At 59.3% G+C, this 12,835-nt stretch carries 13 protein-coding genes; 6 read left to right on the top strand and 7 right to left on the bottom strand.

The annotated features are described in order from the left end of the window. Nucleotides 1–19 precede the first annotated feature (19 nt). From nirJ to WCE35_RS14815, 3 genes are read left to right on the top strand one after another with little or no spacing between them, the layout of a single operon-like run. Nucleotides 20–1,228: a heme d1 biosynthesis radical SAM protein NirJ gene (gene nirJ / locus WCE35_RS14805; protein WP_424594089.1), complete on the top strand. Its 1,209-nt coding sequence runs from the start codon at nucleotides 20–22 to the stop codon at nucleotides 1,226–1,228. After that, entirely contained in the window at nucleotides 1,206–2,771 is a 1,566-nt protein-coding gene (locus WCE35_RS14810) for a cytochrome D1 domain-containing protein (RefSeq protein ID WP_424594090.1), read from the top strand. The genes nirJ and WCE35_RS14810 overlap by 23 nt, the downstream gene beginning before the upstream one ends. Beyond that, entirely contained in the window at nucleotides 2,768–3,526 is a 759-nt protein-coding gene (locus tag WCE35_RS14815) for a CbiX/SirB N-terminal domain-containing protein (protein ID WP_424594091.1), read from the top strand. Before WCE35_RS14810 ends, WCE35_RS14815 begins: the two co-directional genes overlap by 4 nt. A gap of 191 nt (nucleotides 3,527–3,717) precedes the next feature. On the opposite strand, the gene WCE35_RS14820 is transcribed toward WCE35_RS14815, so the two are convergent. Both WCE35_RS14820 and WCE35_RS14825 read right to left on the bottom strand, forming a co-directional pair. After that, nucleotides 3,718–4,335, bottom strand: a complete 618-nt coding sequence (locus WCE35_RS14820; protein ID WP_424594092.1) for a CBS domain-containing protein — start codon at nucleotides 4,333–4,335, stop codon at nucleotides 3,718–3,720. A gap of 14 nt (nucleotides 4,336–4,349) precedes the next feature. Next, nucleotides 4,350–4,790, bottom strand: a complete 441-nt coding sequence (locus WCE35_RS14825) for a PAS domain S-box protein (protein ID WP_424594093.1) — start codon at nucleotides 4,788–4,790, stop codon at nucleotides 4,350–4,352. A gap of 121 nt (nucleotides 4,791–4,911) precedes the next feature. On the opposite strand from WCE35_RS14825, the gene WCE35_RS14830 reads away from it, so the two are divergent. After that, nucleotides 4,912–5,076 (top strand): hypothetical protein, encoded by a 165-nt coding sequence (locus tag WCE35_RS14830; protein ID WP_424594094.1) that lies wholly within the window; start codon nucleotides 4,912–4,914, stop codon nucleotides 5,074–5,076. A 46-nt stretch (nucleotides 5,077–5,122) separates the two neighbouring features. Here the strand turns inward: WCE35_RS14830 and WCE35_RS14835 are convergent, their stop codons facing one another. The 4 genes from WCE35_RS14835 to WCE35_RS14850 all read right to left on the bottom strand — a co-directional run bounded on the left by WCE35_RS14835 (nucleotide 5,123) and on the right by WCE35_RS14850 (nucleotide 9,153). Then, complete coding sequence (locus tag WCE35_RS14835) at nucleotides 5,123–6,259, bottom strand: hypothetical protein (protein ID WP_424594095.1); 1,137 nt, start codon at nucleotides 6,257–6,259, stop codon at nucleotides 5,123–5,125. Then, nucleotides 6,256–7,899 (bottom strand): DNA topoisomerase VI subunit B, encoded by a 1,644-nt coding sequence (locus WCE35_RS14840; RefSeq protein ID WP_424594096.1) that lies wholly within the window; start codon nucleotides 7,897–7,899, stop codon nucleotides 6,256–6,258. Before WCE35_RS14840 ends, WCE35_RS14835 begins: the two co-directional genes overlap by 4 nt. Nucleotides 7,900–8,090: 191 nt before the next feature. Continuing rightward, nucleotides 8,091–8,516, bottom strand: a complete 426-nt coding sequence (locus WCE35_RS14845) for a DUF2267 domain-containing protein (protein WP_424594097.1) — start codon at nucleotides 8,514–8,516, stop codon at nucleotides 8,091–8,093. A 274-nt stretch (nucleotides 8,517–8,790) separates the two neighbouring features. Next, nucleotides 8,791–9,153, bottom strand: a complete 363-nt coding sequence (locus WCE35_RS14850) for a c-type cytochrome (RefSeq protein WP_424594098.1) — start codon at nucleotides 9,151–9,153, stop codon at nucleotides 8,791–8,793. Between the two features lie 207 nt (nucleotides 9,154–9,360). Between WCE35_RS14850 and WCE35_RS14855 the strand changes: the two genes are divergently transcribed. Continuing rightward, a complete protein-coding gene (locus WCE35_RS14855) occupies nucleotides 9,361–10,014 on the top strand; it encodes a BON domain-containing protein (protein WP_424594099.1) in 654 nt (217 codons plus the stop codon). Nucleotides 10,015–10,222: 208 nt separating this feature from the next. On the opposite strand, the gene WCE35_RS14860 is transcribed toward WCE35_RS14855, so the two are convergent. Further along, on the bottom strand, nucleotides 10,223–10,909 hold the full coding sequence (locus WCE35_RS14860) for a CBS domain-containing protein (RefSeq protein ID WP_424594100.1): 687 nt from the start codon (nucleotides 10,907–10,909) through the stop codon (nucleotides 10,223–10,225). A gap of 205 nt (nucleotides 10,910–11,114) precedes the next feature. Here WCE35_RS14860 and polX point away from each other — a divergent pair, with 205 nt between their 5' ends. Beyond that, a complete protein-coding gene (gene polX, locus WCE35_RS14865; protein ID WP_424594101.1) occupies nucleotides 11,115–12,821 on the top strand; it encodes a DNA polymerase/3'-5' exonuclease PolX in 1,707 nt (568 codons plus the stop codon). The last annotated feature ends 14 nt before the right edge of the window (nucleotides 12,822–12,835 follow it).

Raw genomic sequence — 12,835 nt, forward strand, 5'->3', positions numbered from 1 at the left:
CTGCAAGGAGCGCCGCCTCATGTTTCGCCTCAGTCACCATCTGCACCAACTGCATGCGCCGACGCCGCTCGGCCCGGGCCGCCAGCCGCCGGGACCGGTGGTGATCTGGAACCTGATCCGGCGCTGCAACCTGACCTGCAAGCACTGCTACTCGATTTCGGGCGATGTCGATTTCCCCGGCGAACTGTCGACGCCGGAAGTGTTTCGCGTCATGGACGACCTCAAGGCGTTTCGCGTGCCGGTCCTGATCCTGTCCGGGGGCGAACCCCTGATGAGGCGCGACATCTTCGAGATTTCCGAACGCGCCAAGGCCATGAAGTTCTATGTCGGCCTTTCCAGCAACGGCACCCTGGTCGATGCTCCGGTCGCCGACCGCATCCGCGATATCGGCTATGACTATGTCGGGATTTCGCTCGACGGAATCGGTGACACGCATGATCGTTTTCGCCGCAAGGCTGGCGCCTACGAGCAGGCGCTGAACGGTCTGCGGCTTTTGCGCGACCGCGGCATCAAGGTTGGCGTGCGGTTCACGATGACGGAGGATAACGCTGCGGAACTGCCGCGGATGCTCGATCTGGTGGAGCGCGAGGGCTTTCCGAAATTCTATCTGTCGCATCTCGTCTACGCCGGCCGCGGCAACAAGAATCGGGGCGACGACGCGATGTGGCAGACGACCCGCGATGCCATGGACATGGTGATCGAACGTGCCTGGCGCTGGACTCAAAGCGGCAGCGAGATGGAAATCGTGACCGGAAATAACGACGCCGATGCGGTCTATCTGCTGCATTGGGCCGAGCGTACCATGCCGCACGCTGTGGCGGGCCTGCGCGCGCGGCTCGTGCAGTGGGGAGGCAATTCCTCCGGCGTCAACGTCGCCAATATCGACAATCTCGGCAACGTGCATCCGGACACGATGTGGTGGCATTACAGCATTGGCAACGTCAAGGCGCGGCCGTTCTCGGCGATCTGGAGCGACCTGTCCGACCCGATCATGGCAGGACTGAAGCAGAGGCGGCGCGTCATCGGCGGACGCTGCGGTCAGTGTGCTTATTTCGACACCTGTAACGGCAACACCCGGGTGCGGGCGATGCGCATCACCGGCGATCCCTGGGCCGAAGACCCCGGTTGCTATCTCACCGATGCCGAGGTCGGTCTTGCCCAACCGGTGCAGCGCGTCACGGTCAGCGCCTACCGCGGAGAACGCCATGAAGCGCCGCTTTCTCTCTGAGGTCACCGGCGCGCTGCTGGCCGTCATCGGATCGACCGTTCCGGCCCTGGCGGAGCCGGACGCCGTCAAATTGTTCGCCGACAACTGCGCGGCGTGTCATGGCGCGGACCGGCTCGGCGGGCAGGGGCCCGCGCTGCTGCCGGAAAATCTCGGGCGTCTGATGGGACCGCGCGCCGCCGCGGTCATCGCCGATGGCCGGACCGCCACGCAGATGCCGGGCTTCGGCGCCAAACTCGACAAGGACGAGATCGCGGCACTGGCCGCCTATATCTCGACGCCGCTGCCGCAGGTGCCTTCATGGGGCAGCGCGGAGATTGCCGCGAGCCGTATCATCCATGCTTCCGCGCCGCCTCTCGATCGCCCGCGCTTCGACGCCGATCCGTTGAACCTGTTCGTCGTCGTCGAGGCCGGCGACCATCATGCGACGATCCTTGACGGCGATCGCTTCGAGCCGCTGGCGCGGTTCCCGACCCGCTTTGCGCTGCACGGCGGTCCGAAGTTTACCCCCGACGGACGCTTTGTATTTTTTATGTCGCGCGACGGCTGGGTCAGCAAGTACGATCTCTGGACGCTGACGATGCTGTCCGAGGTGCGCGCAGGCCTCAACTCACGCAATATCGCGATTTCCCGCGACGGCAAGCATATCGCCGTCGCAAACTACCTGCCGCACAGCCTTGTTATTCTGTCGACGGAAGATCTCTCCGTCGAGAAGACGTTTGAGGCTAAGGACAGGCAGGGACATTCGTCGCGGGTATCAGCGATCTACCAGGCGCCGCCGCGTGACAGCTTCATTGCGGCCCTGAAAGACGTGCCCGAAATCTGGGAAATCGCGACCGACCCAAATGCGCCGCCGGTCTATGCCGGTCTGGTACATTCGCACGAAAAAGGCATGATCGAGGCGCTGCCATCATCGCAGGGTCTTTTCGCGCTGCGTCGCATCGAGACGCCCGAGCCGCTTGACGACTTCTTCTTCGATCCGCCCTATCGCAACCTGATCGGCTCTGCCCGGGACGGCAAGGCGATTGTCGTCAATCTCACCGTAGGGCGCGATATCAAGCAGTTGGACATGCCGGGCCTGCCGCACCTTGGCTCGGGAATTTCCTGGACCTGGAACGGCCGGCCGGTGATGGCGACCCCGCATCTGAAAGAAGGCAAAATCAGCGTGCTGGATATGCAAGACTGGTCGCTGATCAAGGTGATCGATACGCCGGGGCCAGGCTTCTTTATGCGCAGTCATGAAAACACGCCGTACGCATGGACGGACGGTATGCTGGGCGCAAAGAAGGATACGCTTTCGATCATCGACAAGCGAAGTCTCGAAATCGTCCGCACCGTGACGCCCGAGCCGAACAAGACTGCGGCGCATGTCGAATTCGACAAGGACGGGCGTCATGCTTTGGTTTCGATCTGGGAAAATGATGGTGCATTGGTGATTTACGATGCCGCGACGTTCGTAGAAGTCAAACGCATCCCGATGTCGCGACCTTCCGGAAAATACAATGTGTGGAACAAGATCAACTTCTCCGATGGAACGAGTCATTGAGCGCGGATAACAATGCGTCGCAGATGGCATTGCTGATCGCAGCTCACGGCGAAAGGCGGCTAGGCGCGAGGAACGCAGGCGTATGGCGTATCGCGCAAGCCGTTGCCGCCCAGAATCCTGTTTCGGAGGTTGGAGTAGGCTTCATCAGCGGTGCGCCGACCATCGGCGAGGCGTTCGCCACGCTGACCGCCCCCAGGGTCATTGTTTATCCGCTGTTCGCTTCAAGCGGCTATTTTACCCGCGATCGCCTCGTGCAACTGCTCGATGAGGCCAATAATGAGGGCCGCAGCGTCGAGGTACTCCCGCCGTTGGGTCTCGATCCGGGATTGTCGGACTTTGTGGTGGCGCACGCCGCCGGGGCCGCGCGTCGAAGCGGATTTGCACCTCGGGCATCAACCGTCATCCTGTTGGCCCATGGCTCAAGGCGCAATTCGGCTTCGCGCGAGGCCACGGAACGGATTGCGCGCGAGATCCGACATCGCGCCGAATTTCGCGACGTCCACATCGCCCTTCTGGAGGAGCGGCCTTTTCTTCGCGACGCCGCGGCACTAGCTCCGGGGTCTGCCATCGTAGTTGGGCTCTTCTCCGGCGAAGGCATGCACGGCGCCAATGACGCCCCCCGACTCATCGCTGAACTGGATAGGAACGACATCGTGTTCGCTGGTGTGATAGGCAGCTTCCCGGGAGTCGAAGAGCTGATCTCAACCGCCGTCACGAAAGCCCTTCGCGGGACGCCTGTTTTGGTTCCTGACTAATTCGGTAGCGGCGGCGCCCCCCATGGCAATGATCACTCCGCGAGGACGAACTTCGGCTTGACTGCCGAACTCTTGATGTCCAAGCCGCGCGGGGTCGCAGGAGAAGACCTGCATTAAAACCTCGCGCGGTCGGCTGACCGCGGATGGGTACGATAAATCGTGCCGATGTTATCGCTTAGGCGCGGCGACGATTAGGATCCGGCGGCAAGGTCAACAAGCTCTTGAACCTCTCCCATCTGGTCCTGCACCAGCCAGTGGGTTAGATCGCCGCTCGATACGACGGCGAGCACCTTACCGTTGTCCACAATCGGCAGGTGCCGGAATCGCCGCTTGGTGATCAATTCCATCGCGTCGCCAACCGTCGTCGTCGGACGGATGCAGCATGGATCCTTCGTCATCACCTCGGATACTTTCGTGTTGCCTGGATCAAGACCGCCAGCCAAAACTTTGTTCAGCGCATCCCGTTCTGTGAAGATGCCTATCAGTCGTTTGCCATCCAAAACGATCAGGGCACCGATCTTACTGGCGGTCATCAAGCGCACACACTCGGTGACTGGAGTATCGGGTCCAACGGAGTGTATCGCCTTGCCTTCCTCGAATATTTTGTTCAATGGAGTCTGGCGCTTGTCTTCTCGTGGTTTCATGAAGTACACGCCCGCGATGACAATGATCGCGAATGCAATGAACACATACAACTGCACCTGGCCCAAAAGGGTCGCCAGCAGGTCTTCCTGCGTAGCAGCAAATGCCGCGGAGGAAAGCAGTGCGAGACCGATTCCGATGCCCGATTTGTAAAGAAGCTTTTTCATTGCCGTTGCTCCTCTCACGCGATGAGATTACGGTCCGCCTCGCGCATGATGGCTGTGATCCCGACAAGACCTCCGGCCTCGTCGGGGATGGCAATGAGCGCGACGTCGAGCATCACGCGCGTGCCATCCCGTCGCAGCCCCTCGACATCGAGCACGTGGTCGGGCCGGTAGTTGAGCACGCCAGTCGTCATGACGCGCCGGAAGTTGCGCCAATGGTTGACGCGCTCCTCCTCCGGAACCATGAGATCAAGAGTCCGCCCGATCGCTTGGCCTGCGCTGTGGCCGAAGATATGCTCGGCGGTCTCGTTCCAATCGCGAATGATCCCCTCGCGGTCCGCCGAAACGACCGCATGCGGGCCCGGCGCGAGCGCGGCTTGCGCGATGGCTTGTTCGCTTGCTGATAACACGGCGGCTTCTCCCCGTTGCGCGAGCGGTGCACATGCGGGCCGGATCATGTGTCCTATAGCACGCTGGCAACGCTCGAGTCTTCGTCGATATGCGGCCAATAACCATCGTTTGAAGGATGATGGCACTAAACTCCAACAACCGATACCGATCAGCGTCGTTTCGTAATTTGTGCACCGGGCGCTTGAGCGGGAAGGGCTGGCGGAGGACCGCCATTCCGCAGGCTATGTGCTGCATCGCGAGAAGATGACCGAGCGTGTCGTCGGCCGGGTGCTCGACAAAGAGGTCGGGCTTCTTTTTGCCTGCGGCAAAGTGGGCTGGCCATGCAGTGCGTAGGGGGCGCCGAAAACGCCGCAATAAGGCAACCCGGAGTATCCGCGGCCTATGGCAGGAAACTACTCACGTTGGCGAGTTTCCTTGGCAGGTAGTCGTCGATGACGAAATTAAGGCCCCATTTGGCCAGCGCCTGCTGCTCGGCGCGAACGCCCATCTGAAGCAATTGCTTGATGGCGGCGATCCACTCGGGATGAGCCTTGATGAACGGATCGTTCTGCAGTGCGTCTTGAGCGCGCTTGATGTCGGTCGCTGTCAGCTTGTGGGTCGCGTCCTCAAGACCAAAGTCGACAATATCCTGTGGCGTGACGCCCAGGAAGCGCGCCCGCGGCACGCACAGGAAGCGGTTTATGTGAGCCGCATTGCCGGAGCCGACCTTGAGCGTGCGGTAAATATTGGCAAAGCCATAGGGGTCGCAATCGACAAAGCAGTAGACCGGCAAATTCTGCTTGTCAGAAAGCAGGCGGACGAAGCGCCGTGTGGCGCGGGTCGGGACCCCGCCCATCTCGACGATGATGCATCGCGCTGTCTCCCAAAAACGGTGGTTATTGAGGCGCTGAAACATGCCGCCGGTTTCGATCGCGAGCACGAATCGTGCATCGGTACGGAAAGTCAGCTGTTCGGCCGAGCGCGGGATGCTGTAGGCGCCGCTCCCCAGATTGGCGCAGTCGATCTCGATGGCTGCTCCCGTCGCGGGATTTCTGTCGACCACGGTCAGTCGTCCCGCGACCGAGCCGCCATGCGATTCCGGGTAGAAGCGAAGCTGTTCCCGCGATAGCCCTTGCATCGACGCCATCGCCTCAATGTCGTCCATAATGGCGTCCGATTCGGCCTGTTCGTCGAAGCGACAGTCTCCCCAGTTCTTGCTGATGTAATAAACCTCGCGCTTGGTAGCGAAGTCGTCATGCTCGACCATCGCGCGTGAGGTTGCCATTAAACGCAGGGTCTGCGCGAACGACCGCGCGGTGGTCACCGTCAGCGAGCGCACCTTGCGTGCTTCGCCAAGCTCGAAATAGCCCTTCGCTTCATCATACGTGACATTGTCAAGACTACGGACCGGAAGCTTGATGTCTGGCAGCTTTCCGCTCTCGATGTTTGTGCGGACCTGTCCGGCAATCGATTCGATCAGTGTGATGGTTTTGTTATCCAGATCGCTGCGCGTGGCGTCGGAGTTACTGTTCTTCATGGCTCGGGCCTTTGCGTCGTACGGATCTTGTGGAGCACATCGTCGAGCTTCCTCACGGTGGAGTCGCGTTCATCATCACTGAGAGTGAGGATCTCCTGCAGGGCGACGCCAATATGCGGCAGATATTTCTCGATATACGCACGCCTGTCATATTCCTGGTGAAGTTGCGTCTCGTGGCGCAGGTAATGCGCGAGCTTGCGCGCGCATTGCTGCAGTCCCAACTTGATCTCATGGAGGATTTCCGGGTAAGGCTCGATGGCTTCCTTGGACTCCGAGGTGTAGGGCACCCAAACGGATGCGACATGGACCAGGATCGCCATCGGTGCGACCGGCAATGCGCCTTTCGGCTGCTGCAGGCCATAGCCCCGCCAGTTCGTCTGGATAACGGCCTTGGTGATCGCGCAGCTGGACTGCTGGTAGAGGAGCGGTACCCGGTTGGCAAAACGCAGGAGACGAACGGGCTCGTCCTTCTGCGCTATCAGGTATTTGGCAGCACGCGTTTCATGCACCTCCTTCTTGCGCATGTGGCCGTTCTCGTCGACTTCAACGCCGGCCTCGCCAGGACGGCCATAGGCGATAGCGACTTCCACCTGGAACGGGTTGCCTCGGTAGGCCGCGGCCGGTCGAGTGGCGACGGTAAAAAAGTCCGCCTCCAGCTCCTTGTGCAGCCCGTCCAGCAGCTGCTTCTCGCCGATCGGGACGATGCAGTCGGTCCGTGGTGCCAGGATGCGGGTTTTTTGAATGGCCTTGTGCAGCGCGGTTGCCTGCACGTGAGCGATGTGCTTCGGATGAGAGCGATCGCTCAACTTCCTGTCAGAGAGCTTGCCGGCGAGTTCAATGATCTTGAGCGCGGTCTTCCTCCCCACGAAAGAGAACTCGTCTACGAGAAACCGCAACAACGTGCGGCTTGCGGTGTTGCTCAACATCTGAATAAGCCGGCCGAGCTCGATGCCGTACGGATGCGGCTTGATTTCCGTCGGTCGAGGCGGGAGCTTGTTGGTGCTGCGGGCGAAACGAACCTCTTCTCCCTGCGGGTCCTGATAGGTGATAGAAAGGTGCGGATTGGCGATGGCCGTCTGCTTCAGATAAACCTCAATCGAGTGCGGCCCCTTCTGATAGTGACCCTCCATCTCCATCTCGACTCGCGTGCCGTGAGGGCGGTCCCACTTCAGCCGCTTCTTCCTGTGGATGTCCGGCTGGTTCCTGGCAGTGTCAACCGACACATACATTTCCGAAGCAAGCTCATCACCCTTGATGCGGCTGATGATATGCAGCGGCTTGCCGATGGTGAGCTGCCCGTACATTCCTGCAGCCGAGATTCCCATCCCCTGTTGACCGCGTGACTGGCTGAGCTTGTGGAACTTCGAGCCATAGAGAAGCTTGCCGAAAATGCGCGCGATCTGGCTCTCGACGATCCCGGGGCCGTTATCCTCTACGATGACCCGGGATTTCCCGTAGTGGTCGCTCACCTGCACGCTGATATCGGGGAGTATCCCCGCTTCCTCGCAGGCATCGAGAGCATTGTCCACCGCCTCTTTCACCGCGGTGACCAATGCCTTGGCTGGGCTATCAAAACCGAGCAGATGGCGGTTTTTGAGAAAGAACTCCGAAACGGAAATTTCGCGCTGGCGACTTGCCATCTCAAGAGCGGTGGCAGGTGGGGATTGCCTGTCAGACACAATTCAAAAGCTGCATCTCGTAAGGTGCATCCCTCGTTGTCTATGAAGTCGTCTATCGATATCCACTGCTCGCCGGTGTCGTTTGACCAGGATCAATATCGTTCCACCCCCCGTGTGGTGCAGAAATGGCCAAGTCAGCTTCGCAGCGCAATCTAGCGCCGCAAAGTCCTGAGAGAAGCCGGCAGATGGTCCATGAGTTTTGCAAACTCGCCCGGATCGAGCTTCTCCCAGAGGATCTCGAACACGCCGCTGGTCACGGTCAGCGGATCCATCGGAAATCGTGGTGGCAATGCTTTCAAAACATGGTCAGCAAATTCCTGGACGCTACGATCTTTGGTCGGCTTTCCGGCCATATGCCAGCCTTCGTAGTAGACGCCGCGCATCAGCGTCGGAAGCTGAGCGCCGAGATGCACCGCGACCTCCGGGGGCAGCCGGTCGCGTAGCGTATGCAACACGGCCCGCAGCGCACTGTAAGCGTGGTGGCGATCCTCAAAGTGCAGCTGCTCAGCGACGGCCTTCAGCCAGACATTGGTCTCCTGAACGGTGTGATCCAGGGCGGCGACGCCTGATGTGCTCATAGCGCTCTCCATTCGAAAGGGAATTCTCGACCGGGCTTCCGAATGACAGGATTTGATCTGTAATCTATTCATGGAACAAATGGCGCAGTTTGATATGCGTCAAGCCACAGAGATTCTGCGGAGAGAGGCGCCAGCTACATGTGCAGCATCAATCACGCTTACATCTTCCGCTACCGCGGGATCAATGTGCAGTTCACCGCAGATTGGCTTCATTTGCCACCACTTCACTTCGAAGACATCATCCGCGTTGTTCTCCCTCCGCGCTGAAACCGCATTATTCGAACGACTTCAGGAAACTGATGAAATCGGCAACTTGACGAGGATCCAGTCGAAACTCCGGCATTCTTGGATGGCCCGTCGACAACCCCTCGCCGAGTGCATCTCCCAGCGTTTCGACTGGATACCATTTGTGGAGCGTGCGAAACGGCGGCGCGGCGGCGAGGGGGCTCCGGGTAAATTTGTCGATCGAATGACACCGCGAACAATTGGCGTGCGCGAAGGCCTTGCCTCTCCGAACGCTCTGTACGTCAGCAAGTGCCGGAAGACTGGCCACGATATTTGAAATGCTGGTCATCGCGAACAGAGCCAGGATCACTATGCGTCGGTGCGTCTCACGCGGTAGGGCGACGATCACCATCTGCCTTATTCCATGTATTCAGATGCCCAAATTGATGGGTGACTGAAGTGCTTCGCTAAATGATTCGAGCAGACAAATCCGATGCGGGATCTAGTCAAGTGTGGTCTATAATTCGGCTGAAACTCCTGACTTGCCTTGACCTGCATCAACAACCTTACCGGCGAGGGTGGGCAATGATGCGATTGTTCGGCATTCAGGAGGCAGATCATGAACGAGTTGAAATTACGTGACGATATCCTGGACGAACTCGCCTATGAGCCCATTGTTGATGCAGCTCACGTCGGTGTGGCCGTTGATCAGGGCGTTGTGACGCTCGCCGGACATGTTGGCAGCTATGCGCAGAAGCTCGCAGCAATATCCGCAGCACGCCGGGTGAAGGGCGTGCATGGAATCGTGGATGAGATTGATGTTCGCCATTCTTCGGATCCAAAGACGTCTGACGATGAGATCGCCAAACGAGCGATCGATATGCTGGTCTGGGACAGCGTCGTTCCCAGTGACGCAATCCAGGTCACGGTGCGCGACGGCTGGGTGACATTGACCGGCAAAGTCAATTGGCAATATCAGAAGAGCAGCGCCGAGCGCGACATCCGAAGGCTGTCAGGGGTGCGTGGCGTGATCAATAATATCGAAATAGAGCCTCATGCGAAGGCTGAGAATGTAAAAAGGAAGATCGAAGACGCCCTGAAGCGGCACGCCCAAGTGGAAGCCAAGGACATACGCGTCACCGTTCGAGATGACAGTGAAGTGCTGCTTGAGGGCAAGGTGCACAGTTGGGACGAGAAAGTTGCGGTCGAGAACGCGGCCTGGTCAGCCACCGGAGTGAAGAATGTCAGGGACCGGCTGACGATAGGATCGTAGCGATAGCTTCCAGGTCAATTCGGCTCCCGTGAAGTCGATATTGGGCGGACGCCGAAGGAAGGCGAGCGACATTCGGACTTGTCATTCGCCATCGACGAGGCGTTCAAGCGGGGCGCGCAGGCGCCTTCAGGATAATGCGCGGCGCATGGAGGAAACGATCAAAAACCACGGAACCGTTGTGCGGCTTGATCCGGATAGAGACAGGCGCTCACTCCCAGCCTCCGGCGGACCGGGTGATCAGGTTGTCGTTGACCGCGCACACTCCCGGCGTGGATTCGGCGGCAACCTTGATTGCTTTCCGCTCAGCGGCGGATTCGGCAATGCCCCAGAGGTCCACGATGCCTCCATTAACCGTCACATTCAGCATCGATGTATGGGCCCACGGCTGCCTCTTGAGGTAAGAGAATATGTTTTCGCGGATGGCCGCATCGGAAAGCGGAATATCGAGCAGCTTGCGAGCTGTCGCCACGGCCTGAATAAGGTTTGACCGGCTGACGATACCGACCAACTGGCCGTTCTCCACAATAGGAACTCTCTTGATCGCGTTCTTCTCCATCAAGGTCGCGACCTCGTGAAGCGGTGTCTGAGGGACAGCTGTTATGACATCGCGGGTCATGACATCTGAAACTTTAAGGCCATGAGCCTTGACATAATCGGCGGCGAGCGTGTCATTGTTGATAAATCCTCGAAGCCACCAAGAGTAACGTCGCTCGGTATCGGCTTCCACACGATGAAGCAAATCGCCTTCGCTGACGATACCGACGAGCTTTTCCTGGCTGTCGATCACCGGCGCTGCGCTAATCCCTTTTTCCAGGAATAGCTGTGCGACCTCCTTCACCATGGTAGAAGGCTTCACCGTAATGACTGGCGCAACCATGACGTCTCGAACATACATGGCAGGTCTCCATCGTTAGCTGATGAAGAGAGCTCTTCGATGTATCCCTCGTCATTGATTCAGATCAAAAGCGGTGACGAGTTTCACGCATCGTCGTCGCAGCTTGGCTATTTTCAACAGACTGACTCTGATCTGAATCAATTCGGGCCTGTCGGGCCATGCAATATTGTTCAATCGCAAACTCTGCCCTTCATAGGTCCCCGACATGCCTGTGCAGAATGCGGAAATCGCGGCCATGTTCGACCAGGCCGCCGAGCTTCTCGAAATTTCAGGAGAGAACCAGTTTCGCGTGCGTGCTTACCGTCGTGCCGCGCGCGTCGTCGAGGGTCTACCCAAAGCGGTTGGCGGTTTGCTGAAGGCAGGACGCGATTTGTCGGAGCTGCCGGGGATCGGCAAGGACCTCGCCGGCAAGATAGCCGATATCGTCAAGACCGGGCATTTCAATCTGCTCGATACGCTGAAAAGGAAGCTCCCTGGCGAGCTGGGCGATATGGCGGCTCTTCCCGGACTCGGACCGAAGCGCATCAGGCTGCTCTATGACAAGCTGAAAGTGCGCACCCTCGACGACCTTCGTCAGGCCATCAAGACCGGGCGGTTGCGCGAGCTTCGCGGATTCGGCCCAGTGATCGAGAAGAAATTGCTCGGTGCGCTTGAAAAGCCGCAGCCCGCGAAGCGGTTCAAGCTTTCGGTGGCCGAAGCCGAGGCTGAAGCGCTGGTCGGCTTTCTCCGAGATAGCGGGCGCGTCGTGGTCGCTGGCAGCTATCGTCGGCGCCGCGACACGGTCGGCGATCTTGATGTGCTGGTGACCACGAAGAACGGCGCCGCCGTCGGAAACAGGCTGGTAGAGTATGAGAACGTCGCGCAGGTCGCCGCTCATGGACCGACGCGCACGACCGTGATGCTGCGCTCCGGCTTGCAGGTCGATGTTCGCGCGGTACCGGAGGAAAGCTTTGGCGCAGCACTCCTGTATTTCACCGGTTCCAAGGCCCACAACATCGCGCTGCGCGGGCTCGCCAATCAACACGGCTGGAAGCTGAACGAATACGGATTGTTCTCCGGCAAACGGCGGATTGCCGGCGCCACCGAAGAAGACGTCTACCAGAAGCTCGGGCTTGCCTTCATCGTGCCGGAGTTGCGCGAAGATCGCGGGGAGATCGCGGCGTCGCAGGCCGGCAAGCTGCCCGGGCTGGTGAAGCTTTCCGATATTCGAGGCGACCTTCACATGCACTCGGACTGGACCGATGGCACGGTCACCATTGCCGAAATGGCAGAAGCCGCGCGGGCGCGCGGCTACGGCTACATCGCCCTGACCGATCACAGTCGTCGCGTCGCCATGACGCATGGTCTCGATCCGACGCGCCTGGCACGCCAAATCCGCGAAATCGATCGGTTCAACGAGAAATTCAAGAACTTCACAATTCTTAAGGGCATCGAGGTCGATATTCTCAGGGACGGGAGTCTTGATTTGCCGGATTCAAGCCTGGCGAAGCTGGATATCGTGGTGGCGGGGGTTCATTCGCATTTCGATCTACCGCGCCAGGCCCAGACCGGCCGCGTCGTCCGCGCCCTGGAGAACCGTTATGTGTCCATTCTGGCGCATCCGACCGGGCGCTTGCTCGGCGAGCGCGAGCCTTACGACATCGATATGGATGTCGTGATCTCGGTCGCGCGTAAGGTCGGCTGTTACCTCGAGATCAATGCGGAACCGGACCGCCTGGATTTGAACGATGTTCATGCGCACGCAGCGAAACTGGGCGGGGTAAAGCTGGTGGTCTCAACGGATGCGCATTCGGTCGATGCATTGCAGTGCATGCGGTTCGGGATCGATCAGGCGCGGCGCGCCTGGCTGACGGCAAATGATGTGCTGAATACCCGACCGCTCGTCGAATTGCGAAAACTGCTGAAGCGATAGGCTTTCGCCCCCAG

The organism is Bradyrhizobium sp. (genome assembly GCF_049691595.1).
In the GTDB taxonomy this organism is placed as follows: domain Bacteria; phylum Pseudomonadota; class Alphaproteobacteria; order Rhizobiales; family Xanthobacteraceae; genus Bradyrhizobium.

What these genes read in the sequence shown, in the direction of transcription:
- WCE35_RS14860 (WP_424594100.1), bottom strand. Translation starts at nt 10,909, where the DNA reads ATGTATGTTCGAGACGTCATGGTTGCGCCAGTCATTACGGTGAAGCCT.
- WCE35_RS14825 (WP_424594093.1), bottom strand. Translation starts at nt 4,790, where the DNA reads ATGATCCGGCCCGCATGTGCACCGCTCGCGCAACGGGGAGAAGCCGCC.
- WCE35_RS14810 (WP_424594090.1), top strand. Translation starts at nt 1,206, where the DNA reads ATGAAGCGCCGCTTTCTCTCTGAGGTCACCGGCGCGCTGCTGGCCGTC.
- WCE35_RS14820 (WP_424594092.1), bottom strand. Translation starts at nt 4,335, where the DNA reads ATGAAAAAGCTTCTTTACAAATCGGGCATCGGAATCGGTCTCGCACTG.
- WCE35_RS14840 (WP_424594096.1), bottom strand. Translation starts at nt 7,899, where the DNA reads ATGGCAAGTCGCCAGCGCGAAATTTCCGTTTCGGAGTTCTTTCTCAAA.
- WCE35_RS14850 (WP_424594098.1), bottom strand. Translation starts at nt 9,153, where the DNA reads ATGGTGATCGTCGCCCTACCGCGTGAGACGCACCGACGCATAGTGATC.
- WCE35_RS14835 (WP_424594095.1), bottom strand. Translation starts at nt 6,259, where the DNA reads ATGAAGAACAGTAACTCCGACGCCACGCGCAGCGATCTGGATAACAAA.
- polX (WP_424594101.1), top strand. Translation starts at nt 11,115, where the DNA reads ATGCCTGTGCAGAATGCGGAAATCGCGGCCATGTTCGACCAGGCCGCC.
- nirJ (WP_424594089.1), top strand. Translation starts at nt 20, where the DNA reads ATGTTTCGCCTCAGTCACCATCTGCACCAACTGCATGCGCCGACGCCG.
- WCE35_RS14855 (WP_424594099.1), top strand. Translation starts at nt 9,361, where the DNA reads ATGAACGAGTTGAAATTACGTGACGATATCCTGGACGAACTCGCCTAT.
- WCE35_RS14845 (WP_424594097.1), bottom strand. Translation starts at nt 8,516, where the DNA reads ATGAGCACATCAGGCGTCGCCGCCCTGGATCACACCGTTCAGGAGACC.